Source organism: Phyllobacterium sp. SYP-B3895, assembly GCF_009647635.1.
Classification (GTDB): domain Bacteria; phylum Pseudomonadota; class Alphaproteobacteria; order Rhizobiales; family Rhizobiaceae; genus Phyllobacterium; species Phyllobacterium pellucidum.
The window spans coordinates 678665-705651 of sequence record NZ_WJIG01000003.1; the positions used below are offsets into that span (position 1 = coordinate 678665).

29 protein-coding genes are annotated in these 26987 nt (G+C 59.9%); 15 read left to right on the plus strand and 14 right to left on the minus strand.

Translation table 11 applies throughout. The features are described from left to right. Window positions 1–119 precede the first annotated feature (119 nt). The 7 genes from phnC to phnN all read left to right on the plus strand — a co-directional run bounded on the left by phnC (window position 120) and on the right by phnN (window position 6887). Window positions 120–953 (plus strand): phosphonate ABC transporter ATP-binding protein, encoded by an 834-nt coding sequence (phnC, locus tag GF108_RS15850; protein WP_153668913.1) that lies wholly within the window; start codon window positions 120–122, stop codon window positions 951–953. Between the two features lie 84 nt (window positions 954–1037). Then, window positions 1038–1955, plus strand: coding sequence for a phosphonate ABC transporter substrate-binding protein (gene phnD / locus GF108_RS15855; RefSeq protein WP_153668915.1), 918 nt, complete (start codon window positions 1038–1040; stop codon window positions 1953–1955). 75 nt (window positions 1956–2030) lie between these two features. Further along, entirely contained in the window at window positions 2031–2999 is a 969-nt protein-coding gene (gene phnE, locus GF108_RS15860; RefSeq protein ID WP_091922052.1) for a phosphonate ABC transporter, permease protein PhnE, read from the plus strand. Then, complete coding sequence (gene phnE / locus GF108_RS15865; protein WP_153668917.1) at window positions 2996–4327, plus strand: phosphonate ABC transporter, permease protein PhnE; 1332 nt, start codon at window positions 2996–2998, stop codon at window positions 4325–4327. Before phnE (GF108_RS15860) ends, phnE (GF108_RS15865) begins: the two co-directional genes overlap by 4 nt. Window positions 4328–4412: 85 nt before the next feature. After that, window positions 4413–5120 carry a DUF1045 domain-containing protein gene (locus tag GF108_RS15870; RefSeq protein ID WP_153668919.1) on the plus strand — a complete coding sequence of 236 codons (708 nt, stop codon included), beginning with the start codon at window positions 4413–4415 and terminating at the stop codon, window positions 5118–5120. 1 nt (window position 5121) lies between these two features. After that, window positions 5122–6261, plus strand: coding sequence for an alpha-D-ribose 1-methylphosphonate 5-triphosphate diphosphatase (locus GF108_RS15875; RefSeq protein ID WP_153668921.1), 1140 nt, complete (start codon window positions 5122–5124; stop codon window positions 6259–6261). Between the two features lie 11 nt (window positions 6262–6272). After that, a complete protein-coding gene (gene phnN / locus GF108_RS15880) occupies window positions 6273–6887 on the plus strand; it encodes a phosphonate metabolism protein/1,5-bisphosphokinase (PRPP-forming) PhnN (protein WP_370462190.1) in 615 nt (204 codons plus the stop codon). 61 nt (window positions 6888–6948) lie between these two features. On the opposite strand, the gene GF108_RS15885 is transcribed toward phnN, so the two are convergent. Further along, a complete protein-coding gene (locus GF108_RS15885; protein WP_153668924.1) occupies window positions 6949–8010 on the minus strand; it encodes a porin in 1062 nt (353 codons plus the stop codon). 358 nt (window positions 8011–8368) lie between these two features. Between GF108_RS15885 and GF108_RS15890 the strand changes: the two genes are divergently transcribed. Together GF108_RS15890 and dusA are read left to right on the plus strand one after the other, a co-directional pair. Continuing rightward, window positions 8369–9259 carry a dihydrodipicolinate synthase family protein gene (locus GF108_RS15890; RefSeq protein ID WP_153668926.1) on the plus strand — a complete coding sequence of 297 codons (891 nt, stop codon included), beginning with the start codon at window positions 8369–8371 and terminating at the stop codon, window positions 9257–9259. Window positions 9260–9387: 128 nt separating this feature from the next. After that, entirely contained in the window at window positions 9388–10389 is a 1002-nt protein-coding gene (gene dusA, locus GF108_RS15895) for a tRNA dihydrouridine(20/20a) synthase DusA (protein WP_246663972.1), read from the plus strand. A gap of 95 nt (window positions 10390–10484) precedes the next feature. On the opposite strand, the gene GF108_RS15900 is transcribed toward dusA, so the two are convergent. Genes GF108_RS15900 through cobS form a run of 3 tightly spaced genes read right to left on the minus strand, consistent with a single transcriptional unit; the run spans window position 10485 to window position 12215 of the window. Beyond that, the gene (locus tag GF108_RS15900; protein ID WP_027231723.1) at window positions 10485–11189 is read right to left on the minus strand and encodes a TIGR02281 family clan AA aspartic protease; all 705 of its coding nucleotides are present in this window, start codon (window positions 11187–11189) and stop codon (window positions 10485–10487) included. Between the two features lie 5 nt (window positions 11190–11194). Continuing rightward, window positions 11195–11428, minus strand: coding sequence for a DUF1289 domain-containing protein (locus tag GF108_RS15905; RefSeq protein WP_027231722.1), 234 nt, complete (start codon window positions 11426–11428; stop codon window positions 11195–11197). A gap of 19 nt (window positions 11429–11447) precedes the next feature. Continuing rightward, window positions 11448–12215, minus strand: coding sequence for an adenosylcobinamide-GDP ribazoletransferase (gene cobS / locus GF108_RS15910; RefSeq protein WP_153668928.1), 768 nt, complete (start codon window positions 12213–12215; stop codon window positions 11448–11450). A 125-nt stretch (window positions 12216–12340) separates the two neighbouring features. On the opposite strand from cobS, the gene cobT reads away from it, so the two are divergent. Then, the gene (gene cobT, locus GF108_RS15915) at window positions 12341–13360 is read left to right on the plus strand and encodes a nicotinate-nucleotide--dimethylbenzimidazole phosphoribosyltransferase (protein WP_370462215.1); all 1020 of its coding nucleotides are present in this window, start codon (window positions 12341–12343) and stop codon (window positions 13358–13360) included. Window positions 13361–13390: 30 nt separating this feature from the next. Here cobT and GF108_RS15920 read toward each other — a convergent pair whose 3' ends face one another. Further along, the gene (locus tag GF108_RS15920) at window positions 13391–13837 is read right to left on the minus strand and encodes a DoxX family protein (protein ID WP_027231719.1); all 447 of its coding nucleotides are present in this window, start codon (window positions 13835–13837) and stop codon (window positions 13391–13393) included. Window positions 13838–13924: 87 nt separating this feature from the next. Continuing rightward, window positions 13925–15445 (minus strand): HAMP domain-containing sensor histidine kinase, encoded by a 1521-nt coding sequence (locus GF108_RS15925; RefSeq protein WP_153668932.1) that lies wholly within the window; start codon window positions 15443–15445, stop codon window positions 13925–13927. A 157-nt stretch (window positions 15446–15602) separates the two neighbouring features. Here GF108_RS15925 and GF108_RS15930 point away from each other — a divergent pair, with 157 nt between their 5' ends. From GF108_RS15930 to GF108_RS15945, 4 genes are all read left to right on the plus strand, one after another. Further along, on the plus strand, window positions 15603–16244 hold the full coding sequence (locus tag GF108_RS15930; RefSeq protein ID WP_153668934.1) for a thermonuclease family protein: 642 nt from the start codon (window positions 15603–15605) through the stop codon (window positions 16242–16244). Continuing rightward, on the plus strand, window positions 16241–16852 hold the full coding sequence (locus tag GF108_RS15935) for a glutathione S-transferase (RefSeq protein WP_370462191.1): 612 nt from the start codon (window positions 16241–16243) through the stop codon (window positions 16850–16852). Before GF108_RS15930 ends, GF108_RS15935 begins: the two co-directional genes overlap by 4 nt. A 2-nt stretch (window positions 16853–16854) precedes the next feature. Continuing rightward, a complete protein-coding gene (locus GF108_RS15940) occupies window positions 16855–17475 on the plus strand; it encodes a uracil-DNA glycosylase family protein (protein WP_153668938.1) in 621 nt (206 codons plus the stop codon). Between the two features lie 193 nt (window positions 17476–17668). Then, window positions 17669–18148, plus strand: a complete 480-nt coding sequence (locus GF108_RS15945) for an Lrp/AsnC family transcriptional regulator (RefSeq protein WP_027231714.1) — start codon at window positions 17669–17671, stop codon at window positions 18146–18148. Between the two features lie 20 nt (window positions 18149–18168). Here GF108_RS15945 and GF108_RS15950 read toward each other — a convergent pair whose 3' ends face one another. Beyond that, complete coding sequence (locus GF108_RS15950) at window positions 18169–19038, minus strand: NAD(P)-dependent oxidoreductase (protein ID WP_153668940.1); 870 nt, start codon at window positions 19036–19038, stop codon at window positions 18169–18171. A 62-nt stretch (window positions 19039–19100) separates the two neighbouring features. Here GF108_RS15950 and GF108_RS15955 point away from each other — a divergent pair, with 62 nt between their 5' ends. Beyond that, on the plus strand, window positions 19101–21560 hold the full coding sequence (locus tag GF108_RS15955; protein ID WP_153668942.1) for a penicillin acylase family protein: 2460 nt from the start codon (window positions 19101–19103) through the stop codon (window positions 21558–21560). Window positions 21561–21567: 7 nt separating this feature from the next. Here the strand turns inward: GF108_RS15955 and GF108_RS15960 are convergent, their stop codons facing one another. The 7 genes from GF108_RS15960 to GF108_RS15990 all read right to left on the minus strand — a co-directional run bounded on the left by GF108_RS15960 (window position 21568) and on the right by GF108_RS15990 (window position 26985). Next, a complete protein-coding gene (locus GF108_RS15960; protein ID WP_153668944.1) occupies window positions 21568–22188 on the minus strand; it encodes a glutathione S-transferase family protein in 621 nt (206 codons plus the stop codon). Between the two features lie 27 nt (window positions 22189–22215). Then, window positions 22216–23058, minus strand: a complete 843-nt coding sequence (locus tag GF108_RS15965) for an ABC transporter permease (protein WP_370462192.1) — start codon at window positions 23056–23058, stop codon at window positions 22216–22218. Further along, window positions 23055–23768: an ABC transporter permease gene (locus GF108_RS15970; RefSeq protein WP_027231710.1), complete on the minus strand. Its 714-nt coding sequence runs from the start codon at window positions 23766–23768 to the stop codon at window positions 23055–23057. Before GF108_RS15970 ends, GF108_RS15965 begins: the two co-directional genes overlap by 4 nt. A gap of 122 nt (window positions 23769–23890) precedes the next feature. Further along, window positions 23891–24682, minus strand: a complete 792-nt coding sequence (locus GF108_RS15975) for a transporter substrate-binding domain-containing protein (RefSeq protein WP_027231709.1) — start codon at window positions 24680–24682, stop codon at window positions 23891–23893. Between the two features lie 223 nt (window positions 24683–24905). Then, complete coding sequence (mobB, locus tag GF108_RS15980; RefSeq protein WP_153668946.1) at window positions 24906–25433, minus strand: molybdopterin-guanine dinucleotide biosynthesis protein B; 528 nt, start codon at window positions 25431–25433, stop codon at window positions 24906–24908. Further along, window positions 25430–26059: a molybdenum cofactor guanylyltransferase MobA gene (gene mobA / locus GF108_RS15985; RefSeq protein WP_370462193.1), complete on the minus strand. Its 630-nt coding sequence runs from the start codon at window positions 26057–26059 to the stop codon at window positions 25430–25432. Before mobA ends, mobB begins: the two co-directional genes overlap by 4 nt. Window positions 26060–26061: 2 nt before the next feature. Continuing rightward, window positions 26062–26985 carry a DMT family transporter gene (locus GF108_RS15990; protein WP_246663973.1) on the minus strand — a complete coding sequence of 308 codons (924 nt, stop codon included), beginning with the start codon at window positions 26983–26985 and terminating at the stop codon, window positions 26062–26064. Between the last annotated feature and the right edge of the window lie 2 nt (window positions 26986–26987).

Consider the following 26987-nt stretch of genomic DNA (forward strand, 5'->3'; position numbering starts at 1 on the left):
ATCGAACGAGCGATAGGGTTAACGGACTGACATCAAGTTGTCATTCGGCTGCAACAAAAACGACATCGCACGTTCACATCCGTGTCCTAGGACAGTGCAGCGCCAATAGGGACCTGCTTATGCTGAAGATTGAAAACGTGACGCGCCGGTTTGGCAAGTTTACTGCCATCGACGATGTCAGCCTGGAAATTCCCCAGGGTCAGATGGTAGGCATTATCGGCCGTTCCGGTGCCGGCAAGTCGACGTTGCTTCGCATGATCAACCGTCTCGTCGATCCTTCGGAAGGTGCGATCCTCTTTGAAGGCATCAATGTGGCGCAGTTGAAGGGCGCCGCCTTGCGCAACTGGCAGCGCGATTGCGCCATGATCTTTCAGCAGTTCAATCTGGTGCCGCGCCTCGACGTTCTGACCAATGTACTGCTCGGTCGCCTCAATCATCGCTCGACGATCAAGAGCCTGCTCGGCATGTTTTCGCGCGAGGAGCGTGCGATGGCGATTGCGGCGCTGGAGCGCCTCGACATCGCGAAGACCGCCCTGCAGCGGGCGGGAACGCTCTCCGGGGGCCAGCAGCAGCGCGTCGCGATAGCCCGCGCTCTAATGCAGAACCCCAAGGTTGTTCTCGCCGACGAGCCGATCGCCTCGCTCGACCCGCGCAATGCCCAGGTGGTGATGGAGTCGTTGCGCGACATCAATGAGCGCGAGGGCCTGACGGTCATCACCAATCTGCACACGCTCGATACGGCCCGCCATTTCTGCCAGCGCATCATCGGCATGCAGGGCGGCAAGGTCGTCTTTGACGGCGGACCCGACGATCTCACCGAACTTGCCGCGCGTCGCATCTACGGCGCGGACGGCATGAAGGATGCTTTTTCGGAGGCAATCACTTCCACAAGTATCAGTCGCGGCACACCCAAGCCGATTTCAGAGCTGGAGGCCGTTCTGGCCGCGCGTTGAGCGCACCGAGATCGGCTCGCCCACGATACGGGCCACTAATGAAACTGATCGCAAACTCATATCGACGTTTGACAGGAGAGAACTATGTTCAAGAAAGCCCTTCTTAGTGCAATCGCAATCGGCGCCATGCTGGCCGGTTCGATGGCGCGTGCCGAAAACCTCGAAACATTCCGCATCGGTCTGATCGGCGGCGAAAACGAAGCCGACCGCCTGCGCAACTACCAGTGCGTAGTCGACCAGCTGCCCAAGGTCCTCGGTGTCAAGGAAGTAAAGCTCTTCCCGGCAACCGACTATGACGGCGTCATTCAGGGTCTCCTCGGCGGCACGCTCGATGCTGCTGAACTCGGTGCATCCGGATATGCCAAGATCTATCTGACCAATCCGAAGGCAGTCGAACCGATCCTGACCGACGTCCAGACCGACGGTTCGACCGGCTATTATTCGATCATGATTGCCCGCAAGGACAGCGGCATCAAGACTCTTGCCGACATGAAAGGCAAGAAGCTCGGCTTTGCCGATCCGGATTCCACCTCTGGCTACCTCATCCCCGTTACCTCGCTGCCGAAGGACATCAACGCTTCGGTCAAGGATTACTTCGGTGAAACCGGCTTCGGCGGCGGTCATGAAAACCTCGTTCTCGCCGTCAAGGACGGCAAGTTCGACGCCGGCACGACCTTTGGCTCGGGCGTCGGCAAGTTCGAAGAGGGATATTCTTCCGGCAATCTGCGCAAGATGGTCGACAAGGGCCTGATCGACATGAAGGATTTTGTCGAACTGTGGAAGTCGCCGCTTATTCCGAACGGTCCGACCGTTGTTCGCTCATCGATGAACAAGGACACGATCGCCAAGTACAAGGAATATCTGATGAACCTTCCGAAGACCGATCCGGCCTGCTTCGCCGCGGCTTCTTCGACCGGTGGCGACCGCAAGGGCTACACGGAAGTTAACTCGAAATTCTACCAGCCGATCATCGACGCCCGCAAGGCGCAGATCGGCGGCTGATAGCCCTCCGATGATCACGGCCAGTTCCCTCAAGGTTCTGGCCGTGAATTTTTTGTGCTCTCTAAGGATCGGTTGATGAGCCAGGCTACGACCACCACCCTGTCGCCCGACGGTATCGAGATAGAACGCCACTGGCTGGAGCTTGCGACGCGCCGGCGTGCCTATTCATGGCTGATCGGCATTGGTCTGCTCGTGGCGGTCGCCGGGTCCCTATGGTTTGCCAACGACTCGAACGCCGGCAAGTTCTTCGACCGTCTGCCGCACTTCTTCGAATTTGCTGGCGATCTCGTTCCGCGCGACGGCTGGGAAGTGTGGCGCGCCTTGTTCGATCTGCCGTCCCCCTATTACGACGGCAGCCTTAAATACGACTATCCGGAAGGCCGGGTCTATCTGTTCGGCGGGTTCTACTTTCCGGAATATTTCTACAAGATGCTGCAGACCCTCAATATCGCGATCCTTTCGACGCTTGTCGGCTTCATCTTCGGCTTCCTGCTCTGCTTCCTTGCCGCCAAGAACCTCGTCAAGAACCGGCTGATCCGCGGCGTCGTGCGCCGGACGATGGAAATTCTCCGCGCGTTTCCCGAGATCGTCATCGCCGGTTTCTTCGCCGCAATCCTCTCGCTCGGCGCCATACCCGCCATGTTCGCCGTGGCCATCCATACGATCGGCGCGCTCGGCAAGCTCTTCTTCGAAGTCGTCGAGAATGCCGACATGAAACCGGACGAGGGTTTGCGTGCCGCCGGCGCCAACTGGTTCGAGCGCGTCGGTTTCGGCATCGTGCCGCAAGTCATGCCCAACTTCATGTCCTATGCGCTGCTTCGCCTTGAAATCAATGTGCGTGCCTCGACGATCATCGGCGCGGTCGGCGGCGGCGGCATCGGCGAGGAATTGCGCCTGTCGATCGGCCGCGGCCACCAGGCAAAGACGCTTGCCATCGTCCTTCTGCTGCTGGTGACGATCATCGCCGTCGATCAGTTTTCCGCCTGGCTGCGCCGCCGTCTCGTCGGCAAGCAGGCCTTCGCCTTTGGAGGCAAACAGTCATGACCGCCCTGTCCGCTGCCGCCATCGCCGATTACGAAAGCCGTCACCCGGAGGTCTTCAACCCGCCGGTGTGGAAGCGCTTCCTGCCGCTGGTCATCGCTGCCGGCATCGTTCTTTACGTCGTCTACTGCTGGTGGTTCTTTTCGATCGGCACCGTGCTCGCGAGCGGCCAGTGGCAGCGCGCCGAAATCTATGCGCGCGACTGGGTCTCCTACGCGGTCAGGGCGACCGTCAAGATGAGCCCGGAGGCGACAACGGTTTCCTATCCGCGCTTTTCCGAGCTTGGCAACAATCCCAATCCGGATTGGGTGATCAAGAGCGGCAACGGCGTGTCGATCCGCTTCGGGTCCAGCAAGTCGCTCGATATCAACGCCCAGCGCGTGATTGCGACCCGGGGAAGCGAAAGCCTGACGATCCTGATCGAACCGGACGGCGCCAAGCCGCAAGGAGCCCTGCCGAAATGGGCACAGCTGAAGGAGGATCAGGTCACGGTGAATTTCGGCTTTGCCGGCCAGGCGGATATCATTCCCGAGCGTGTCGTGGTCAGCCGGCGCTTCCTCGGATGGGCCAATTTCGTCTTCGATACCGCATCGCCATTCTGGGGCAAGTCGTTCGGCGAAGTGATGTCGATGATTACCAGCGGCGAGCGCATCAAGCCTGAGATGTCGAATGCAGCGCTTGCCTTCGACAACATCTGGTACAATTCATCATGGCAGCATGGCGACGTTTGGACCAAGCTCCTGCAGACAATCGTCATGGCCTTCATCGGCACCCTGCTTGCAACGATCATCGCGTTTCCGCTCGCGTTCGTTGCGGCCCGCAACATCATGCCGAATTTCTTCGCCAACCAGATCACCAAGCGCTTCTTCGATTTCCTGCGCTCGGTGGACATGCTGATCTGGGCGCTGTTCTTCACCCGCGCCTTCGGACCCGGGCCGCTCGCCGGTATCGCCGCGATCTTCTTCACCGATACGGGCACGCTCGGCAAGGTCTATTCGGAGACGCTGGAAAACATCGATGACAAGCAGCGCGAGGGTGTCAAATCCGTGGGTGCATCGCCGGTGAACGTGCAGCGCTACGGCGTCGTGCCGCAGGTCCTGCCGGTATTCGCCAGCCAGGCGCTGTACTTCTGGGAATCGAACACGCGCTCGGCGACGATCATCGGCGCCGTCGGTGCGGGCGGCATCGGCCTCAAGCTGTGGGAGGCAATGCGCACCAACACCAACTGGCATAATGTGGCCTATATGGTCGTGCTCATTCTCATCGTCATCTTCATCTTCGACAATATTTCCAACGCATTGCGCTCACGCCTGACTGGAAAGCAGCACTAGATTGTCGATCCGCAGATCCCAAGCGATACAAAGCTTGTCATAATTGAAGCGTAACGCGAGACTGTTTTTAGGGAATCACACTGACATGCGCTATGCGATCTACTTCACGCCGCCGGCGAGCGACCCGCTTCTCAAAGTCGCGGCGAATTGGCTCGGCCGCAATGCCTTCAGCGGGCAAGCGGTGAAGGTCCCGCATATTCGCGGCCTCGACCCGGCGGACTTCGCGCAGCTTACCGATTCGCCACGCCGCTACGGTTTCCATGCGACGCTGAAAGCGCCTTTCCGAATCTCGGAGGGGTTTGAAGTGCGCGAACTGCTTTCCGCCATGATGCATTTTGCCTCCTCGGTCGATCCGGTCGAAATCCCGAAACTGGAAATTCGCTGCCTCGGCGGTTTCTTCGCGCTGGTTCCAAGCGAACCGCTGGACCGCCTCAACCAGTTGGCAAACGATATCGTCGTCGCCTTCGACCGCTTCCGCGCCGCTCCGAGCGAGCAGGAGATCAAGCGGCGCAATCCCGATGCGCTGTCGGTATCCGAGCGGCGCAATCTCGAACAGTGGGGCTATCCCTACGTGTTCGAGGATTTCCGTTTTCACATGACCCTGACCGGTCCGGTGCCGGAGGCCGATCGGCCAAGAATTGAACGCATCCTCAGTGAATTCCTCGAGCCGGTTCTCGAAGAGCCGGTCGAGATCAGCAATCTTGCTCTGTTTACCGAGGCCCATCCCGGATCACCTTTTGAAATCAACTCACTGCACCCGCTTGCTGGAACGAACCGTAGAAAGTCTGCCTGAAATGTCCGCCGAACTGATCTTGAATAATGCGAAAATCGTCCTCGAAAACGAAGTCATCACCGGTTCCGTCCTGGTGCGTGACGGCAAGTTTGCCGATATTGCGGAAGGAACAGCTTCAGGCGGCGAGGATTTCGGCGGCGACTATCTCATACCCGGCCTGGTGGAACTTCATACCGATCACCTGGAGGGGCATTATCTCCCGCGCCCGCGGGTACGCTGGAACCCGATCGCGGCCGTCCTTGCCCACGATGCGCAGATCGCCACCTCCGGCATTACGACTGTTCTCGATGCGCTGCGTGTCGGCATGGATGAGGATGCGGACCTTTCGGCGCCGGAAATGCGCAAGCTCGGCGACGCAATCGAGAATAGCGTCCATGAGGGCCGGCTGCGCGCCGATCACTATTTGCATCTGCGCTGTGAAGTCTCGGCGCCGGATTGCCTTGAGAGTTTTCAACTGTTCGAGAATGACAGCCGCGTGCGGCTCGCATCGTTGATGGACCATGCGCCGGGGCAGCGCCAGTTCGTCGATCTCGAAACCTACGCCTATTATTACCAACGCAAGCTGAAGCTCAGCGACCGCGATTTCCAATTGTATTGCGAGAAACGCATGGGCGAGTCCGCGCAGTATTCGGGCCCGCAGCGCGAGGCGCTGGCGGAAAAATGCCGTGCGCGCGGCATCGTTCTCGCCAGCCACGACGATGCGACGCAAGCGCACGTGGACGAGGCCATAGAGCAGGGCATCCACGTTGCCGAGTTTCCAACGACGCTCCAGGCGGCGGCTGCGTCCAAGCGCGCCGGCCTTGCCGTCCTGATGGGTGCGCCCAATGTCGTGCGCGGCGGTTCGCATTCCGGCAATGTCTCGGCGCGCGAACTCGTGGAGCACGGTTATCTCGATATTTTGTCGTCCGACTACATTCCGTTCAGTCTGATCCAGTCGACCTTCATGCTGAGCGAGACCGCGGACAGCATATCGCTGCCGGATTCGGTGCGCCTCGTCACCAAGAACCCGGCCGAAGCGGTCGGTTTTGATGACCGCGGCGTCATCGAGATCGGCAAGCGCGCCGACCTCGTTCGCGTTCGCGTCGATGAGCACATTCCCGTGGTCCGCACTGTCTGGCGCGAAGGCCGCCGGGTCGTATGATGGCCGCCGCAATGATCGAACGCGCACTCGAAGTGGGGTCCGCGCCGTTGCGCAACGGCGCCTTCGTTGCGGTTGTCGGGCCTAGCGGTGCCGGCAAGGATACAATTATCGACTATGCCCGCGCTGCGCTCGCCAACGAGCCGGGATTCCATTTCGTCCGCCGCGTGGTCACCCGGCCTTCGGCGGTCGACGCGGAGGACCACGATACGCTGAGCGAGGACGCGTTTTTGGCGGCCAAGCGCGAGGGGGCGTTCTGCCACGACTGGTTCGCCCATGGGCTTTACTACGGCTTGCCGAAATCAGTCGATCACGAGATCGAACGGGGCGGGGTCGCAATTGCCAATGTATCGCGCGGCATTCTCCCCGATCTGAAATCGGCCTACGCCAATTTCCTGGTGGTCCATATTACGGCTTCGCCTGAGGTTCTGGCGCATCGCCTTGCGGCGCGCGGGCGCGAAAGCGCCGAGGAGATCGAGCGTCGATTGATGCGGGCCGCGCCCAACCCATGCGATCCGGAAAATGCCGTTATGATCGACAATTCAGGTCCGGTCGCCGACGCGGGCGATGAACTCGTGGCGCTGTTGCGAAAATCGGCAGCAGTCGCTGCGGTTTCGGACCAGATTTGATTGCAGCTTTGTCGTAAAGGGATCCGGAGGCGTTTGCCTCCGGATTTTTTGTGTCAGGCGATCAGAAATTCCGCTGGAAGCGGACGATGCCACCGAGGGCATCGTCGTTGACGAGTGTGCCGTCGCCCTGACGGAAATCCTCGAACTTGGTGTAGTTGATTTCCGGCGTGATCGTGAAACCGGGTACAAGTTCGTAGGCAACATTGAGGGCAAAGGCGTAGGTCCCCTCAGATGCGTACGCACCCTGACCGTTGACGGTCGCCTTGTCGGAGAGCTTTGCGGCGAAACCGGCCCAGGCTGCCCAGTCGCCCTGCCACGGGGTCAGGAAGTTGCGTTCCTCGCGCGTGGAGTCGTAGTCGGACTGGTAGGCGCCCATGCCCCAGACCTTGAACGTATCGGTGATGTTCACATCGAGGCGCGCCTTGGCGGCAAAGGCTTCGACGTTGGAATCGTAGCCGACGATACCGGACAGCGTTCCCCAACCCTGCTCGTACTTGGCGCCGGCCATGACATGCGGCATGTAGTTGTCGATGACATAGTCGGGATAATCGTCGTGGACCGAGCCCTGTTCGGCCGCGATGATGGCGGAGAAACCGTCTCCCCCGGTGAACGTGTAGCTCACCTGGTTGCTCTGCCAGCTGTTGTAGTTGATCACGTCGTCATTGATGATATCGCCGGCGTAGCCGTTCCAGGCGCCGAAGATTTCATCGGCAACGCCGACACGGAAGCCGCCGAGCTCGATGAACGCCTGCGGGAGGCTGGCGCCATCATCCGAACCGTCGGTGAAGTCAAAGCGCGACTGGATGTAGGAACGCAAGGTGCCGAGTTCGGTCTCGGAACGGGCGTCGAAGCGAACCTCGGCGCGCGTGTGCTTGGCCCAGGTGCCTAGCGGGCCGCCACTATAGACGTCGTCGCCACCCTGTGCGTCATAGCGGACGTAGCCGCTTACCTTGAGGCAGGTTTCCGTTCCCGGAATATAGAAGAAGCCCGTGCCATAAGCATCGCAAACCCGCACATATTCGACGGGTTCGGGTTCCGCCACGACAACCGCGTCGGCGGCGCGTGCTCCTGAAACTGCAACCAGCGCTGCAGCGGAACCAAGGAGGAAGCTCTTTATTCGCATTATCGGTTCTCCGATCAAAGTTGATACCAAAGCTCGTGTCCCCGCAGCAGGGATATTCCTGTTCGTTCGATCGCGCAAAATCGATCTGCAATCGAACCGCCGGTTCGGAAATCGCTGTTGCGCTTTTGACACGCGGGGTAATGACTTGGTTTCGTCGGGGCGCAATTGCCCAAACAATAGGGCTTTGCGTAACACGATAAAGAATTAGGCAAAATTAGACTTTAGTCTCTGAGTGGGCGTCCCCAGGCTGCATTAAGCGCTAAACCCGCCTGGTTTTCTTAGATGTTCATTGTATATCGATGTATTAAGACGATTAGTCTTAACCATTTCAGGTTGATTCAACCGAGGGATAAAAACTTTGCTGTTCCATGGTCTGTCCGCATTTCCGATTACGCCTGCAGATGAGAGCGGGCACGTTAACGTCGAATCGCTTTGCAGGCTGCTGGAGCGGCTGGAGCGCGCCGGCGTCGATTCTGTCGGCCCTCTCGGAAGCACCGGTTCCTACATGTATCTTTCGCGTGCTGAAAGACGCCGGACGATCGAGGCGGCGAGGGAATGCCTCGGCGGGCGGGTGCCCATCATCGTCAGCGCCGGCGCCTTGCGGACGGGCGACGCCCAGGATTTCGCGCGCGACGCCAAGCGTGCGGGTGCAGACGGTCTGCTTCTCGCCCCGGTCTCCTATACGCCGCTGACCGATGACGAAGTGCTCCAGCATTATAGTGCCGTTGCCGGCGCCACCGACCTTCCCCTATGCATCTACAACAATCCGGGCACCACGCATTTTACGATCAGCAATGCACTGCTCGCACGCATGGCCGCGGTATCGAATATCGTGGCAGTTAAAAATCCCGCGCAGCCTTTGCCGGAGATGCGAGCTGTGCACCAAGCGCTTGAGGCTCAACTCCCTGCAGGGTTTGCCATTGGCTATAGCGGCGACTGGAATGCGCCGGGGGCGCTGCTTGCCGGCGGAGCCGCATGGTACAGCGTTGTTGCCGGGCTGCTGCCGGTACCGTCGCTGAAACTGGCGCGCGCCGCAAAGGCCGGTAACATTGCCGAGGTCGAGCGCATCGATGGCCTTTTCGCGCCGCTCTGGGCCTTGTTCAAGGAGCTTTCGAGCTATCGGGTGGTTCATGCCGCTGCAAATGCCATGGGGCTTGCGACCACCAAGCCGCCGCTGCCCATCCTGCCGCTATCCACGGCCGATCAGGACCGCATCATGAAAGCAATCAGCGCATTGGATGAGGTTTGAGCCTTGTCCAGCGTATATCCTGCGCTAAATAGCCGGTGATGGACCTTGCGCCGCTGCGCGTGGTAAAGAGCCGCGAAGGCGCAAGGCCCTAAATGGCATCGCTGAGCTTAACGACCTGGATGAATTTCATGCCAAACCCCTATGCCAGCGGAGAACATATCTTCGCCGTGGCGCCTATGATCGACTGGACCGATCGGCATTGCAGAATGCTGCATCGGCAGTTCACGCGCCGCGCGCTGCTCTATACCGAAATGGTCGTCGCTGATGCTGCCATCCATGGCAAGCGCGAAAAAATCCTTGGTTTCGACGCCGAAGAGCATCCTGTAGCGCTGCAGCTTGGCGGATCGGATCCGTCGAAACTGGCTCAGGCTGCCATCATCGGCGAGGCCATGGGCTACAGGGAAATCAACCTCAATGTCGGTTGCCCGTCGGACCGCGTGCAGTCGGGTGCGTTCGGCGCCTGCCTGATGCAAACGCCCGATATCGTCGCGGCCTGCATCGACGCGATGAAACAGGCCGTGGCGATACCAGTGACCGTCAAGTGCCGGATCGGCGTCGATGACCAGGACACGCAAGCCGCGCTTGATGAGCTGACGGGCCGTGTCTTTGCGGCAGGGGCGGATGCTTTGTGGGTGCATGCGCGCAAAGCCTGGCTCAAGGGTCTTTCGCCAAAGGAAAATCGCGAAATTCCGCCGCTCGACTACGACCGCGTCTATCGCCTGAAGCAGGACAATCCTGCGAAATTCATTGGCATCAATGGCGGTATCCAGTCCCTCGCAGAGGCCGATCGGCACTTGGGGCTCGTCGATGGCGTGATGGTCGGGCGCGCGGCCTATCAGGATCCGCTGCTTCTTCTCGATGTCGACCGCAGGATCTATGGCGAGCCAACGGTTTCGCCGACGATCGAAGGCATCATCGACCACATGTGCGCCCATTCCGATGCGCATATTGCCCGTGGTGGACGGCTCTCGCACGTCACACGGCATATGGTCGGCATGTTCCATGGCGCTCCCGGCGCGCGCCGGTGGCGTCAAATGCTTTCCACGGAGGCCAATCGCGTTGATGCCGACAGCTCGGTGATCCGCCGCGCCTATGCGGGCATCGGCAATGCTGCCGCCGAGGCGGCATGACCTGACGGAGGCAATCGCCGTCGTCCTCGGGCTCTTGTCTCAAGGACCCACTCGTCCTTCAGAATTCACCAGTGTTCTTGCGGACCGCAGTGAGACTAATCCGAAAGCACCAGCCGGTCGCCGCGCATGGAAAAGCCGCTGAGTGAGTTGAGGAAGTTCATCCCGAGCAGGCTGCCGTCCATGCGGCCGTCCTGGATCACCATGGCGCGGACGTTGCGCCGCTCGATAGCGCCGATCTTGACCTCGTCCAGGGTGACGTTGGCGGCCTTCGCCATGCCGTTTGCGGTCAGCACGGACGTGGCATAGGCGAGCTTGTCGGGATCGAGCCCGGCCCGGCGTGCATCGCCGGCCGAAAGGACGATGGAGGAAGCGCCGGTATCGACCATGAACGGCACCGTCGCGCCGTTGACCTCGCCGCGCACCTCGAAATGACCGCTTTCCGATTTTGCCAGCGTCACCGTGATCAAACCATCGGCATCACGGTTGGAGATCGGGCTGCCGGGAATAAGGCCGGCAGTAATGCGGTGGCCGACATCCTGCAATTCATAGCGATATTGGTAACCGGCAACGAGGGCGAGGATGATGACGATCCAGATTGCCATGCTGCGCAGGAAATGGCCGAGCCGGATGCCTGAGCCGAGAAGCGCAGAGGCGAGCACGATGCCCCAGATGCCCATATAGGCAAAGCGGGCAAAATCGTCATTGGCCATGCCGAAGGTCGAGCCGGCGTCACTGTTAGCCATCAGAAGGAGCAAGGCTGCGCCGACCAGTGCGATGATAATCCAGAATAGCCGGCCCATGCTGGTCAGGCCTCCTCTTCGCGCTCGCGCGCCATGCGGCTGCGGCGGGTTTCGCGGCGGGGACGCCGCTCGACTGTTTCGAGTCGGGACGGCAGGACCGCCATGATCGCGCGCCGGGCTTCCGGCGAAAAGGTCGACCATGCCCCGATTTCCTCGCGCGTGCGACCGCAACCGAAGCAGTACCCGGTCTTCATGTCGATGGCGCAAACGAGGATGCACGGTGACTCGATGATGCTCATGTTTCAACAATTGGTATGATCAGAGGACAATGACAAGCCCAAGCAGCAGGGAAATAGAGACGAACTGCTGCAGGGCTCCCAGCGTATCGCCGGTCTGCCCGCCGATCTTTGCGCGGCAGAGAGCGGCAAAGCCGAAAAACGCAAGGGTGGCCAAGGCGCCGGCGGCGATGACTGCGAGGATGCCGGCTGCAAAGCCGTAGCCAACCGGAAGCACGATGCCGGCTATGGCCAGCGCAGAATTGGCGGCATTGGTGGTCGGAACGCCGGCCCGGTCGGCAACGCCGCCAGGACGGGCCGACGGCAGGATTTGCCAGAACTTTGCAAGTGCGGCGCGGCTCGCGGCCTCGGTTCCAAGAAGGACGGCGAGCGCCTGCAATGAACCGACTTCGCCGATGACCGTTGCAAGCAATGCAGTACGCAGGAGCACACTGAAGATAAGGGCGAGGGTGCCATAGGAGCCGATTGCCGAATCCTTCATGATTTCCAGCCGGCGCTGCGGCGAGTTTCCGCCATAAAAGCCGTCGGCCACGTCGGCGAGGCCGTCTTCATGCAAAGCGCCTGTCGTCACGGCCAAGACAGCGGTGACGAGCAGCGCGCTTGCAAAGGCCGGCAGCGACGATGTCACCAACAACACAAGTGCCGCGGGCAGGGCGATGATCATCCCGGCGAGGGGAAAGCCGCGCACCGAACTTGCCAGCGCGCCGTCATAATCGTGGAACCAGCGCGACGAAACCGGCAGTCGCGACAGGAAAGCGAGCGCCCGCATCGTCTCGTTGAGCAAATCCATGCCGCACACCTCTCAATATGGAAGCCGCGACACTCTGTGGCGCGTGTTGACCTTTGCCTTTTTCGATCCAGCGCTTATAGGACGTGGACTTCTAATTTGCCATGAAGACTTGACCGCAAGGGACCATCATGACCACTGGCCTGCCGTTTGACGATTTTCGCACGCTGATCGAGACATTGCCCGGACCCGACGAAGCCGCCGTCGCGGCCGTGCGCAAGCGCGATGCGACGCTGACGAAACCGCCGGGCGCGCTTGGCCGCATGGAAGAGATCGTGGAGTGGCTCGCAGCATGGACCGGCCGTTCGCGCCCGCAGGTCACGCGTCCGCTGGTCGCGGTTTTTGCCGGCAATCATGGCGTGACCGCCAAGGGGGTTTCGCCATATCCGTCGTCGGTCACCGCGCAGATGGTTGAGAACTTTGCCGCAGGCGGTGCGGCTATCAACCAGATTTGCATCGCCTACGATCTCGGCCTGAAGGTCTTCGACCTCGCACTCGAATATCCGACCGCGGACATCACCGAGGAAGCGGCAATGGACGAGAAGACCTGCGCGGCGACGATGGCGTTCGGCATGGAGTCGATTGCCGGCGGCACCGATCTTCTTTGCATCGGTGAGATGGGCATTGGCAATACGACCATTGCCGCCGCGATCTTCCACGGCCTCTATGGCGGCAGGGCTGAAGAATGGGTCGGCCCCGGCACGGGCGCCGATGGTGAGGGCCTGCGTCGCAAGATCGAAGCTGTCCGCACGGCAGTTGCCTTGCACGCGTCGCATCTCAAGGATCCGCTCGAACTCCTGCGCCGGCTCGGCGGGCGCGAGATTGCCGCCATGGTCGGCGCCATCCTCGCAGCGCGCGTCGAGAAAATCCCCGTTATCATCGACGGCTATGTCGCGACTGCCGCCGCTGCGATCCTCCACCGCGCCAATCCGCAGGCGATCGATCATTGCCTTTTCGGCCATGTCTCGGCGGAGCCGGGTCATCGCAAGGTTCTCGAGCAACTCGGCAAGAAGCCGCTGCTCGATCTCGGGATGCGGCTCGGCGAAGGCACCGGCGCGGCGCTTGCCGCCGGCATCGTCAAGGCCGCAGCGCTTTGCCACTCCGGCATGGCGACCTTCGACCAGGCTGGCGTCAGCAACCGCGATTGACAAAAGGCCCGCGCAAGCGGGCCTTCGTTTTTAGAACTCCTTGCCGATCCTCGCGTCTAGCGAGTGACGGCTTGCGCCTCGAATGACGAAGAAAAACAGGATAGCCGTCCAGAGGATCGACTTTTCCGAGCCGCCCCAACCCTGTCCCTGCACGATCCAGTGGTAATAGATGGTGACGAGAAGTACGATCGTCGTTGCGAAGGCGGCGGGGCGCGTCAAGAGCCCGAGTACGAGCAGAATGCCGCCGAAGAACTCTGTGGCAGCCAGGAGAGGCGACCAGAAGACGCCGGGGTAGAAGCCGAGCCCCTCGACCATGCCGACTGCGCCGAGAGGATTGGCGATCTTGCCCGATCCGTGGACGATAAGCGCCGCACCGGCGACGACACGCAGGATCGTCTCGGAAAGGTCGCCGAGCGATTGGTAGATGCGGCCGAGCGCCGGGATGATGAGGGGGCGGTCATTGCCGTTGGCGTTCATTGGTTACCCGTTGATTTCGTTGCGTTAACGCCAGCAATGCAGACGCACTCACGCCAGGGCAAATGACAATAAATTGAAGTGGAGTGTTCAAGCAGCTTTTCGGTGCGGGTGGCCTCTGCGCCTGGCTTCGTCAGCAATGACACGGCTGCGCGGGAATGTTGCAAGCGCCTCGGTGCCCTCCCGCAATTTCGAAAACAGGTGGAACTGACCGTCATGCAGGTTGACGAGGGCCTGGACGATCGGAAGGCCGAGGCCCGTTCCCTGTTCGGCATTCTTGATGGCGATCGAGCCCTGGCCGAACGTCGAGAGGACGACGGGAATTTCCTCCGGCGGAATGCCCGGGCCATTGTCGCGGATCGTCAGATACTGCCCGCCGCCTGCTGTCCAGCCAACCTTGATATGGACGCGCCCGCCGGTGGGGGTGAACTTGATCGCATTGGCCATGAGATTGAGCACGATCTGGCGGATCGAACGTTCGTCGGCCTTGATGCGCAGCATGCCCTTCTCGAACTGCGGAACGATAGTGATATCCTTGTTGCGCGCCTTGAGCTTCATCATATGGATGCACTCATTGGCGATATCGGCGAGAAGCAAAGGCTCCTCGTTGATCGTGTACCGGCCAGCCTCGATGCGGCTCAGGTCGAGAATCTCGTTGATCAAATTGAGGAGATGCTCACCGGATGCATGAATGTCGCTCGCATATTCGCGGTAGGTGCCGTTCTCGATCGGCCCAAGTACTTCCTTAGCCATGACTTCGGAAAAACCGAGAATGGCATTGAGCGGCGTGCGCAATTCGTGGCTCATTGAGGCGAGGAAGCGTGATTTCGCAAGGTTGGCCTCTTCGGCACGCCTGCGCCCTTCGTCGGACATGGCATTGGCTGTTTCAAGTTCGGCGATCAGCGCGTCCTTTTCCGCCTGGAGCGCCAGCGTGATGGCGACCGACTGGTTGAGCCGAAGCGCGACAAGGTAGAAGAAGATGAGGCCGGCAAACAGCATGACCACCATGATGGCCGATAGCGGACTGCCGAGTTGCTTGGCCGCAAGCAGCGTATAGGCGACGACAGGCAGCGTGAAAGCGGCTAGAATCGCGGCGCGCAAGGCGGAGGTGACGATGGCCGTAATCGCCATTGCGAGGATGATCACCACGGCCTTGACGACTGGGTAGTAGCTGATGCCGCATGGCGCGCAATCGAGTACGGCAAAATAAGCCCAGCCAATGCTGGTCATGAAGTGACCGCCGAGAAAAATCATCTGCCATTTATGGACGTGGCGATTGGCGATCCCGCGCTTTGCCAGCCTGCGCGCCAGCAAGCCGAGAAGCATGTAAAGGCCCATGGTGACCAGGGCCCAGACGATGATGCTCCCGCCAAAACCCGAGAAGACGCCGACACCGGCGATCATGACGATCAGGAGCGGGAAGGTTGCCGTGTTCACGATCAGGGCGCGCGTGTGCATGAACAGCAATTCGCGCTCGAGATGGTTGCCGCCGGCGCGTTCCATCAACTGGTCACGCGCACCGCGCATGACAGCCGACAGGTCCTTGTTGCGCGGCAGCTTGCGCCGGTCAACAATGTTCTTGTCTGCTGAGATTGCGTCGAGCGATGCCATATGCCTCGTTCCAGATGGCCCAAATCTGCACTTGTCGGCAGCATTGCATCGCAACCCTATTCAGAAATGATTAATAGAGAATCAAACCCATTGCTGCGATTCGAATGATTGAAGCCAGGCACGAGCGCCAGATGCCCCACACTCTTACGGTTTGCCAATGAGCAGCTATCGCAGGTATCGCCGCCGATGGCCGCGGCCTGCTCAGGCGCCGCGCCCGCCTTGGCGCCGTGCGTTCGATTTCGCGCTGATGATTATCTTCTTCGCGCTTGTGGCACTGCTTGCGGCGCGGCTTAACGTGCGTCCGCCGGCACAATCGCTCGCCGGCAAGGCCTATGTCATCGATGGCGACACGGTCTCGATTGCCGGCAATCGCATCCGTCTCAAGGGGATCGATGCGCCGGAGCTTGCGCAGGATTGCGGGAATGGGCAGGCTGCGACGGGCTGCGGGCGTGCTTCGCGTCAGGCACTGATAGGCTTCGTTGGTGGACGGGATGTGCGCTGCGAGGCATCCGGGAAAGATAAATACGACCGGACGCTCGCTACCTGTTATTCAGGTGACATCAATCTCAATCGCGCTATGGTCGAGGCTGGACAGGCAGTCGCCTATGGCGATTATCATGACGTTGAAGCGAAAGCGGTGCGGGCGAAGCGGGGTCTTTGGGCCATCGAATTCGAAACGCCGCAGGATTGGCGCAGGGAACATGAGGCGACTGCCAACGAACAAGCGCCGAACTCCTCGCCAGGCCCCGTGGATGAGCTTTACGCCTGGCTCGGCCGGCTATTGGGAGGATTGTGGTGAAACTCTATGATGGAGGGCGAGCGCCCAACCCGCGCCGATTGCGGATTTTCCTTGCCGAGAAGGGCATCGAGGTGCCGCTGGTTCCAATCGATATGGGAGCGATGGAGCACAAGTCCGCCACGATCACAGCGCTCAATCCGCTGCAGCGCCTGCCGATCCTCGAACTCGATGACGGCACGATCCTGACCGAGTCAGTGGCGATTTCCCGCTATTTCGAGGAGATGCACCCGGAACCCCCGCTCTTCGGCGTCGGCGCACTTGGCAAGGCCATGGTGGAGATGTGGAACCGGCGCGTCGAGCTCTATCTCATGGCGGCGATCACCGCCGCCTTCCGCCATACCCACCCCGCCATGATCGAATGGGAGGTGCCACAGGTTCCCGCTTGGGGCGAAGCAAACCGGCCCAAGGCCTTGCAATATATGAAGATCGTGGATGACCAACTGGGACGGAACGAGTTCATTGCCGGGAGCCGATTCTCCATTGCCGACATCACCTTGCTCGTTGCAACAGACTTCCTGAAGCCGGCCAAGCTGCAGATACCAGAGGAGTTGGAGCATTTGCGCCGTTGGCATGTTGCGGTATCCGGTCGGCCAAGCGCCAAGGCGTGACAATGTCCACCGCCGACCTTGGCACGCTTTCGGCCGAGATAAAGGCGTGCCGGATTTGCCGGGATGCTCCGCGCTACGGCCCGGCGCTGCCGCATGAGCCCAACCCGGTCTGCATTCTTTCATCCACGGCGCGCATTGCCATTTGCGGGCAGGCGCCCGGCATTCGCGTGCACAATTCCGGAATCCCGTTCCAGGACCCTTCGGGTGACCGGCTGCGCGAGTGGCTGGATGTCGACCGGACGACCTTCTATGATCCCGACAAATTCGCCATTGTGCCGATGGGTTTTTGCTTTCCCGGCTATGATGCGCATGGCAGCGACCTGCCGCCAAGGCGCGAGTGCAGGGAAACCTGGCACGAGCGCGTTTTCCGCTCGATGCCGCAACTCGAACTGATCCTGACGATCGGCCAATATGCTCAGGCCTATCACCTTCGTGACCGGCGCCGGCGCGGCATGACGGCGACGGTTCTGAACTGGCAGGATTACGTCGTCGCAAGCACCAGTCCGGCAATTTTGCCGCTGCCGCATCCATCCTGGCGCAATAGCGGGTGGCTGAAGAAAAACCCATGGTTCGCAGATAACGTTCTTCCGGCGCTGCGGGAGAAGGTCAGGATTCTAACTTAGTGAATATATGCACGAAATTTTTTTGAGAATTACAAAGATTGGAATAATTTTCTTGTACGCTCGATGATTATCAGACCATAAAGTATCTCATTCCAGAGCATGAGCCAAAACCGAACGGTTTGTGCGCAAATTCAAACAATTACTGCGTTGTTTGTGCGGCCAGCGGGCAGCGCGCAGTAAGGGGAACACGCAAATGGACAGACTCGACCGGAAGATCCTTCGCCTTTTGCAGGAAGACGCAACGCTCGCGGTGGCGGATGTCGCCAAGAAGGTCGGGCTTTCGACGACGCCGTGCTGGCGGCGCATCCAGAAGCTCGAGGAAGACGGCGTGATCCAGCGCCGCGTCGCCATCCTCGATCCCGTGCGCGTCAATACGCGGGTGACTGTTTTCGTCTCGATCCGGACCGGCTCGCACTCGAACGAGTGGCTGAAGCGCTTTTCGGAGGTTGTGCAGGACTTCCCCGAAGTCGTTGAATTTTATCGCATGAGCGGCGACGTCGATTATCTTCTGCGCGTGGTCGTGCCGGATATTGCCGCCTATGACGCCGTCTATAAGCGCCTGATCACCAAGATCGACATTCGCGACGTTTCCTCGGCTTTCGCCATGGAGCAGATCAAATACACGACGGAATTGCCGCTCGACTATATGAGCATCGAGAAGGAGCCGGCCTGAGTTCAGGCCGGAGCTCTCGACTACTTCTCAAGCCGCGCCAGGAGCGATGACGTATCCCAGCGGCTGCCTCCGATTTCCTGCACGTCCTTATAGAACTGGTCAACCAGCGCAGTAACCGGCAGTTTGGCCTTGTTGCGTTCGGCTTCCGCAAGGCAGATGCCAAGGTCCTTGCGCATCCAGTCCACGGCGAAGCCGAAATCATACTTGCCGGCATTCATGGTCTTGTGGCGATTTTCCATCTGCCAGGATCCGGCCGCGCCCCTGGAAATGACTTCGATCACCTTTTCGATGTCGAGACCGGCCTTCTTGCCAAAGTGAATTCCCTCGGCGAGGCCTTGGACGAGGCCGGCGATGCAGATCTGGTTGATCATCTTGGTGAGTTGCCCCGCGCCGGCAGAACCCATGAGACCGACCATCTTTGCAAAGGACTCAATGACCGGCTTTGCCCGCTCGAAGGCGTCCGCTTCGCCGCCGACCATCACCGTCAGAGCGCCGTTCTCCGCACCTGCCTGTCCGCCCGAAACCGGCGCATCGAGGAAGTGGAAGCCTCGCTTGCGCGCTTCCGCGTCGAGTTCACGGGCGACTTCAGCTGAGGCCGTCGTATTGTCGATGAAGATTGCGCCTTGCTTCATCCCATGAAAGGCGCCGTTTTCCCCGATTGTCACGGATCGCAGATCGTCATCATTACCGACGCAGGAGAAGACGAAATCCTTGCCTTCTGCGGCCGCTGCGGGCGTCGGCGCGTGGCTGCCGCCGAAAGCGTCGGCCCATTTCTGCGCCTTCGCATTGTTGCGATTGAAGACAGTAACATCATGGCCGCCGCGTGATTTCAGGTGACCGGCCATCGGGTAGCCCATGACGCCGAGGCCAATAAAAGCGACTGTTGCCATTGCGTAAATTCCTCTGTCAGATAGGTCGTTGTGTAAGTGTGGCTTCGGGGGACGTTAGGACAATGCGGCGTATCATCAAAGGCCTATTGTGGATTGTCTTCTCGCTCATCCCCATAGCATTGCTTGCTTCGGTCCTCGCCTATGTCTGGTTTGCCCGCTCGGTTACGCCGGCTGCAGGCGAAGCGACACTTGCGGGCCTGTCAGCGCCCGTCAGCATTACCCGCGACAGGAACTCCGTTCCGCACATAAGCGGCAGCTCGGTCGAGGATGTGCTGATGGCGCTCGGTTTCGTCCATGCGCAGGAGCGCCTGTGGCAGATGGAAATGAACCGCATGGCGGGGCAGGGCCGCCTTTCCGAGATATTCGGCGACAAGACCATTTTCACTGATCGCTTCATCCGGTCGATTGGTCTTTACGAATCGGCCGAAAGCTCGGTCTCATCCCTGGACGCGGCGGATCGTGGCAAGATCGACGCCTATGTGCGCGGAATCAATGCGTTTATCGACAGCGCGCCGCCGACATTCGGCTCCAAATACTCACCGGAATTCGTCATCCTTGGTCACAAGCCGGAGAAATGGACGGCTGCGGACGTCATCGTAACCCTGAAGCTGATGTCGGTGTCGCTCGGCGCCAATATCGATGACGAAGTCCTGCGCCTCAAATTCGCCCGGCTCGGCATGAGCGATGCGGAGATCACCGATCTCGAGCCGCCGGTCGAGGGCGATACGCCGCCGCCGCTCCCGGATCTGCGGCAGGTGCTCGGCCTTCAAACCGGCACGTTGAAAGCCGGAGCATCGGAAGCCGAACGCCGCTACGCCGCGCTCGGCGACGTCGTCTCCACTGGAGCATCGAACAACTGGGTTGTCGGCGGTGCACGCACCGAAACCGGCAAGCCGATTCTCGCCAATGATCCGCATCTTGGCTTGAGCGCGCCCGCCATCTGGTATCTCGCTCATCTGCAGGTAAAGGGGGGCGACGGCACGGTGAAGAATCTCGTCGGCGTTACATTGCCCGGCGCGCCGCTTGTCCTGCTTGGGCGCAATGACAAGCTGGCATGGGGTTTCACCAATGCCGGGGCCGACGTGCAGGACCTCTTCGTTGAAAAGATCAATCCCGCCAATCCGGACGAGTACCAGACACCGCAAGGTTTTCAGGCCTTCGACAAGAGACGGGTCGACATCAAAGTGAAGGGCGGAAAGAGCGTCAGCTTCGACCGCCTCGCGACGCGCCACGGCCCCGTCCTCCCTGCCGACTATCGCGGCCTCGACCATTACATGCCGGAAGGCACCGTCGCGGCCCTGTCATGGACCGCGCTTTCCGGCGACGACAAGACGATCGCGGCGGGCTTCAAGCTCTGGGATTTTGCAACGGTCAGCGACTTCCAGAATGGCATGCATGATTTCATCACGCCGATGCAATCTATCGTTATCGCCGATGTCGACGGCAATATCGGGATGATCGCGCCCGGAAGGGTGCCGGTGCGCGATCCCGCCAACCAGATCATGGGACGAGCTCCATCGCCGGGCTGGGATGCTACCTACGATTGGAAGGGCTTCATTCCCTACGGCGAACTGCCACGCGTCGACAGTCCAGCCGATAATGTGCTCGCCACCGCCAATACCAAGATCGTCGATTCGAGCTATCCGCATTTCCTCACCTTCGACTGGGATGAGCCCTGGCGGCTCAATCGCATCAAGACGCTGGTGTATGGCGCAAACGGACAAACGTTGGAAAGCAATCGCAAGGTGCAGGGCGACGCCCGCAGCGATGGCTTTGCAGTGCTCCTGCCGGTGATGCTAAAGGCACTGGAAGGCCGCAACGACGTTGATCAGGATGCTTTGGCAAGGCTCAAGGGTTGGGACTTCGTCGAGGATCGCGCCAAAATCGAACCGTTGCTCTTCAATGCCTGGCTGCGCATTGCGATCAAGCGCATTCTCGAGGACGATCTCGGCGATGCGCTGCCCTCCTATTGGCAGGCCCATGTCACCGCCATGCTGCGCTGGCTTGGACCAGGGGCGGCACGCGACTGGTGCGATGACCGGCGGACCCCATGGAAGGAAAGCTGCGGCGATATTCTGGCGCTGTCGCTCAAGGATGCGCTCAAGGATCTCGAAACGCGACTTGGATCGGATCGCAAGGCGTGGACCTATGGCGCGCTGCATTATGCCTATGGGGCGCATCGGCCGTTTTCGCAGGTCAGCCCGCTCGACCGGATATTCAATGTGACCGTCCCCGTATCCGGCGGGGCCTTCACGCTCGACCGCGGCAAGTCTGCCTATACCGACGAGAGCAATCCCTACCGGGTGACCCACGGCACGAGTTACCGTGGATTGTTCGATCTAGCCGATCTTGACCGCTCGACGTACATCCAGACGACAGGTCAGTCGGGTAACGTGTTCTCGTCAAACTATCGCGACTTTGCCGAGACATGGGCAAACACAGGAGCAATCACCATCCCGACCGACGAGACCGCCTATCAGGATGGTTTGCTGGGCGTTTGGAGGCTGAAACCGGGGAAGTGAGAACGGTTCAAGTCAGAGGCGTCATCACGGCCTTCTGATAGGCCGGGCGCTGTTTCAGCCGTTCATACCAGGCGGAAAGGTTGGGATGGTTCGGCCTTTCGATCGGCATTTCGAACCAGGCATAGGCAACGCAACCGAGCGGAATATCGCCGACGCCGAGCGTCTCGCCTGACAGGTAGGGGCTGCGCGCAAGCGCTGCGTCGACAATGCCGAAGAGACGTGCGCACTCTTCAAGGCCCTTGGCTTTTGCCGCGTGATCCTGTTCCTCGGGCCGCAGGCGAACCGTGTTCCAGAAAACGGGCCGGAATGGTCCGGCCAGCGTCGATATCTGCCAGTCCATCCAGCGCTCGGCGAGCGCCCTTGCCGCTGGATCGGCCGTTAAGAGCGACGATTGACCGTACTTGGCGGCAAGATAGCGAACGATGCTATTGCTTTCCCAAAGCACCAGGTCGTCATCCTCAAGCGTCGGAACGAGGCTGTTGGGGTTCTTTGCCCGATATTCGGGATCGGCGACGATTCCGTAGGCGCCGCCGGCGGGGATGTTCTCATAGGCGACGCCGACTTCTTCGGCGGCCCATAGCGCTTTCTTGACATTGGTCGAGTTTATGCGACCCCAAATCTTCAACATGGCCGGAAATCACTTCTGCGGGGGAGTTTATCGGATCAGATGGCGCGTGATGCGTCGCTCCATCCAATCCCATACGTGGCGCAGGATTTCCACCAAAATAAGATAAATGATGGCTGCCCAGAGATAGGCCTGAAAGTCGAAGGTGCGGGAATAGGCAAGGCGGGTATAGCCCATCAGGTCGTAGACCGTGATCAGCGCGACGATAGCCGAGCCCTTGATCATCAGGATCACTTCGTTGCCATAGGGACGCAAGGCGACGATCAGTGCTTGCGGCAGGATCACCTTGCGGAAGGTGACGAACTTCGAGACGCCGAGTGATGCGGCACCTTCCCATTGACCAAGCGGAACGCTTCTGATGGCGCCGCGCAGGATTTCCGCCTGGTAGGCCGCAGTGTTCAGCGAGAAGGCGAGCAAGGCGCAGTACCAGGCCTCACGCAGGAAGACCCAGAGGCCGATCGCCTCCAGAAACGGCTTGAATGAACCGAGGCCGTAATAGATCAAAAACACCTGCGCGATCAGCGGTGTGCCGCGGAAGAAATAGACATATGCATAGGCTATCGACGCGATGATGCGGTTTTTGCTCAACCGGCCAAGGACAACCGGTACCGACAGAATCGCGCCAAGGATGATCGACGCCGTGACAAGGCCGATCGTTGTTTTCAGACCGGCCCAGTAGCTCGGCGCATATTTCCCGATGACCTCCGGATCCCAGGCGGTATAAAGGTAAAATACAAGGCCGAGGATCAGAGCGGCCCACAGCGCCACCAGCGCGTTACCGATGATGCGTGGTTTCGTCCAGCGCCGGGGTGGGGCAGGCGGGCGCATCGTTGTCGTTGTCGGCGCCGGCGCGTTGATAAAGGTCTGGGTCATCGCTTCACCCCGCTCTTGGCAGCCCAGCGCTCAATGCCGTCAATGAAGAAGGAAGAGACGACAGCGAGGACAAGATAGATCATGCAGGCTGTGCCGAAGAACAGGAAAGCATGCTTGGTTACCCGGGCCGCAACGCCAGTCTGGCGCAATATGTCGGCAAGGCCGATGGCGGAAACGAGTGCTGTATCCTTGAGAAGGATCATCCAGAGGTTGGCGAGGCCAGGCAGCGCGATACGGATCAACTGCGGCAGGATGACCTTGCGCATCGTCTGGCCGTTTGAAAGGCCGATGGCATAGCCGCCCTCATATTGGCCTTTCGGGATTGCCCGAAACGACGAGAGGAACACCTCACTGGCATAGGAAGAAAACACCACGCCAAGCGCGAACATGCCGGCGATAAACGAATTGATTTCAACGGTACCGGTATAGCCGACAAGCACCGCGAGTTTCTGGATACCGATCTGCGCACCGAAATAGACGACGAACAGCGTGAGCAGTTCGGGCAGGCCGCGGAATATTGTCGTGTACATGTTGGAGGCAAGCCTGACCGACGGTTCGGGCGATTGCTTGCCAAGCGCAACAAAGAAACCGATCACCAGCCCCACGGGCAGTGTCGCCAGCGCCAAACTTACCGTCACGAGGACACCGCTGGCAATGCTCGGGCCCCATCCGCCCTCGCCAAAACCGAGTAATGCTATTGAGCCTTCCATAGGCGACTTTCTTTTTCGCGGGCAATTCCCCAAGGCCCTTTAATCCGGCCTGCCCGTCATTCTTGAAAGATCGGTGAATGGCGGCTGACCGCCATTCACCTTTTTCGGTCAGATCAAACGGCTCAGTTCTCGCCGCCGTAGACGTCGATCTTGAAGTACTTGTCGTTGATTTCCTTGTACTTGCCATTCGCGCGAATGGCTGCGATCGCGGCAGTGAACTTGTCAGCGAGGGCGGTATTGCCCTTCTTGACGGTTACGCCGGCACCGGGGCCGTGGATCGCCGGGTCAGGCGTGACCGTGCCAAGGAGCTTGCAGCATGCGCCTGCGTCGCTGTCGAGCCACTGGCCGAGAACGACCACGTCATCCATGACCGCATCGACACGGCCGTTGGAAATGTCGAGCTTGTACTCATCGGCAGTCGGATACATCTTCACTTCCGAACCGGCATATTTGGACTGCGCATAGTTCGAATGGCTGGTCGAAGCCTGAACGCCGAGGGTCTTGCCCTTCAGTGCTTCCGGAGTGATGTCCTTGACATCGGAATCCTTCGGAACTGCAATGCCGGGGGGCGTGTTGTAGTACTTCTTGGAGAAATCTACCTTCTGAAGGCGTTCGGGCGTGATCGACATGGACGCGATGATCGCGTCGAACTTGCCGGCCTGCAGAGCCGGGATCATGCCGTCCCAATCCTGCGATACCCATGTGCACTGCGCCTTCATCTCTTCGCACAGCGCATTGCCGATATCGATGTCGAAGCCTACGAGCTTGCCATCTGGGGTGAGGTTGTTGAAGGGCGGATAAGCGCCTTCGGAAGCAATCGTCAGTTTCAGGGCGTCCTCTGCGTGGGCCGCACCCATTGTGAAAGCAATGGCTGCAGCGGAAAACGCAAGTGCCAGACGCTTGGTGATACGCATATATTTGAACCTCTCTATTGTGGCCCGGCTGTTCCCCTGTTTCTTTTTGAACAGCCTTCCGGGCAAGTCGCAGCTGTTACTGCTCCTGGCGCGATATTCCCACTAGTTTTTGAAGAATTGCAACCGGGAATCGTTCGCCGGCGCGCAAATCCGGCGGGCACAATCACATTAAATTCGGCATATAATACTTTTGTTGCGCGCGTTTCGGTTGAAACGGCATTTTCTAACTCGGATCGCGCGAAAGTTGCATTTCGCGTTCGATCATATCGGCAAGTCCGGCAATGTCATCGAGATCAAAAACGGGGATCGTCTCGCCGCTGACTGCATGATCGCTGGCAATTGCGACGATGGTCGGGTCGCCGGTGGACAAGGGATCCGTCGATCGGGCATCCAGCCTTCTCGCTTCGATTTTCTTGTGGTGCTCACGTTTGTACCCTTCAACAAGGACGAGATCGCAGGGGGCGAAGCGAGCGATGATCTCGGCGAGGGTGGGTTCCGCTTCTTCCGACAATTCATGCATCAGCGCCCAGCGCCGGTCGGAAACGATAGCGACCTCTCCGGCGCCCGCTTTCCGGTGGCGCCAGGAGTCGGTGCCCTCCTTGTCGATATCGAAATCGTGGTGCGCATGTTTTACCGTCGACACTTTCCAGCCGCGTCTGGCAAGTTCGCTGACGAGCTTGACCGCCAGCGTCGTCTTGCCGGAATTCTTCCAACCGGTAATGCCGAAAATGCGGTGATCGCTGGGGTTCATTTCGCTGTCTTCCAGTGCTGTCGCGCAACCGCGATATCTTCTGGCGTATTGATATTGAAGAACGGGTCGAATGGATCGTCTGTCTGCGCCTTGACGAGCGGAAATTCCGCAACCCGGTGCGGGTGCCGTTGCAGCCAAGCGGTCACCCTGCGATTCGCGGGATCGTCGAGCCAGTGCTTTAGATCGGATCGCAGGGACACCGGCCAAAGGCCAAAGGTGGGGTGCATCCGGCCGCCCGAGGCCGCAACGCCTATGTGGTCGTCTGCATCAAGGATCGTCTGACTGATCCCGGCCAAAAGCTCATCGGGGAAGAAGGGCGTATCGGTGGCGACCGAAAGTATGTGCGAGAACGGGAGCGGCTGTGCTGCCGCCCATTCCATGCCCGCATGGATGCCGGCGAGAGGGCCGGCGAACCCGTGAATATCGTCGGCAAGCACCGGGACATTGAGGTCGGCGAAGCCCCCGGCATCGGCGTTGCTGTTGAGGGCGATCGTTTCGACCTGGCGCGACAAGCGCTCGTGAACATGGTCGATGAGCCGGCGATCGCCGAATGGCAACATGGCCTTATCCCGGCCATCCATGCGGCGCGACTGGCCCCCGGCGAGAATAATGCCTGCAATGCGCACCGCTAAACTCCATCTGGCGATGTTCGTGCCGCAGCCGCTGCAATTTCGACTGGCTTCATACGGCCAATGATCTGCTCACGGTAGAGCGTATAAAGTCCGCTGCCAATGACAATGAGCGAACCAACAATCATCGGGACATCGGGCAGGTCGTCAAAAAACAGGAAGCCGAGGAGGATCGCCCAGAGCAGGCTGGTATATCGAAACGGGGCGATGAACGAGATCTCGCCTTCACGCATGGCGAGGATGAGAAAATGATAGGCGACGATGACACAGCAGGCCGCAAGCGTCAGCAGCATCGTATTCATCAATGACATCGGCTTCCAGCCGCCGAGCGGCCCGATCATGGCGACGCCGGCAAGCGATACGCCGATGGATGTCAGCGCCGAAATCATGAGCACCGGAATGGTCTTCGGCACCTTGCGGGTGGCAAGGTCGCGCAGCGCGGCGAAAATGACGGTGACGACGATCAGCAGGATATAGGGGCTGACACCTTCGCCGCCTGGACGCACAATGATCAGCACGCCGCAGAAACCGACAGCGATGGCGACCCAGCGGCGCCAGCCCACCGGCTCGCCGAAGAACATCGCCGCGCCCATGGTAACGGCAAGCGGCAGCGCCTGCAGGATTGCGGAGGTCAGCGCCAGCGGAACATGAACGAGCGCGACGAGGAAGCTCACGGTTCCGACAACTTCGCCGATCACCCTGACAATGGTCATCCTGTGCAGCGCCTCGCGGAGCGGAATGAGCATGCCCTTGTGCCAGGCGAGCGCCAGGATGAGCACGGTGGCGATCGAGCCGCGCACCAGCATGACCTGGCCCATATTCATGTGTTCGCCGACATATTTCACCGTCGCGTCGTTGAAGGTGAAGCTGGCCATGCCGATGGCCATGTAAATCGCGCCGCGCAGATTGGGAGATAATGCCAAGA

Coding starts and splice junctions, on each gene's coding strand:
- phnC (WP_153668913.1), top strand. CDS start 120: ATGCTGAAGATTGAAAACGTGACGCGCCGGTTTGGCAAGTTTACTGCC.
- phnD (WP_153668915.1), top strand. CDS start 1,038: ATGTTCAAGAAAGCCCTTCTTAGTGCAATCGCAATCGGCGCCATGCTG.
- phnE (WP_091922052.1), top strand. CDS start 2,031: ATGAGCCAGGCTACGACCACCACCCTGTCGCCCGACGGTATCGAGATA.
- phnE (WP_153668917.1), top strand. CDS start 2,996: ATGACCGCCCTGTCCGCTGCCGCCATCGCCGATTACGAAAGCCGTCAC.
- GF108_RS15870 (WP_153668919.1), top strand. CDS start 4,413: ATGCGCTATGCGATCTACTTCACGCCGCCGGCGAGCGACCCGCTTCTC.
- GF108_RS15875 (WP_153668921.1), top strand. CDS start 5,122: ATGTCCGCCGAACTGATCTTGAATAATGCGAAAATCGTCCTCGAAAAC.
- phnN (WP_370462190.1), top strand. CDS start 6,273: ATGATCGAACGCGCACTCGAAGTGGGGTCCGCGCCGTTGCGCAACGGC.
- GF108_RS15885 (WP_153668924.1), bottom strand. CDS start 8,010: ATGCGAATAAAGAGCTTCCTCCTTGGTTCCGCTGCAGCGCTGGTTGCA.
- dusA (WP_246663972.1), top strand. CDS start 9,388: ATGCCAAACCCCTATGCCAGCGGAGAACATATCTTCGCCGTGGCGCCT.
- GF108_RS15900 (WP_027231723.1), bottom strand. CDS start 11,189: ATGGGCCGGCTATTCTGGATTATCATCGCACTGGTCGGCGCAGCCTTG.
- GF108_RS15905 (WP_027231722.1), bottom strand. CDS start 11,428: ATGAGCATCATCGAGTCACCGTGCATCCTCGTTTGCGCCATCGACATG.
- cobS (WP_153668928.1), bottom strand. CDS start 12,215: ATGGATTTGCTCAACGAGACGATGCGGGCGCTCGCTTTCCTGTCGCGA.
- GF108_RS15920 (WP_027231719.1), bottom strand. CDS start 13,837: ATGAACGCCAACGGCAATGACCGCCCCCTCATCATCCCGGCGCTCGGC.
- GF108_RS15925 (WP_153668932.1), bottom strand. CDS start 15,445: ATGGCATCGCTCGACGCAATCTCAGCAGACAAGAACATTGTTGACCGG.
- GF108_RS15930 (WP_153668934.1), top strand. CDS start 15,603: ATGAGCAGCTATCGCAGGTATCGCCGCCGATGGCCGCGGCCTGCTCAG.
- GF108_RS15940 (WP_153668938.1), top strand. CDS start 16,855: ATGTCCACCGCCGACCTTGGCACGCTTTCGGCCGAGATAAAGGCGTGC.
- GF108_RS15945 (WP_027231714.1), top strand. CDS start 17,669: ATGGACAGACTCGACCGGAAGATCCTTCGCCTTTTGCAGGAAGACGCA.
- GF108_RS15950 (WP_153668940.1), bottom strand. CDS start 19,038: ATGGCAACAGTCGCTTTTATTGGCCTCGGCGTCATGGGCTACCCGATG.
- GF108_RS15955 (WP_153668942.1), top strand. CDS start 19,101: ATGCGGCGTATCATCAAAGGCCTATTGTGGATTGTCTTCTCGCTCATC.
- GF108_RS15960 (WP_153668944.1), bottom strand. CDS start 22,188: ATGTTGAAGATTTGGGGTCGCATAAACTCGACCAATGTCAAGAAAGCG.
- GF108_RS15965 (WP_370462192.1), bottom strand. CDS start 23,058: ATGACCCAGACCTTTATCAACGCGCCGGCGCCGACAACGACAACGATG.
- GF108_RS15970 (WP_027231710.1), bottom strand. CDS start 23,768: ATGGAAGGCTCAATAGCATTACTCGGTTTTGGCGAGGGCGGATGGGGC.
- GF108_RS15975 (WP_027231709.1), bottom strand. CDS start 24,682: ATGCGTATCACCAAGCGTCTGGCACTTGCGTTTTCCGCTGCAGCCATT.
- mobB (WP_153668946.1), bottom strand. CDS start 25,433: ATGAACCCCAGCGATCACCGCATTTTCGGCATTACCGGTTGGAAGAAT.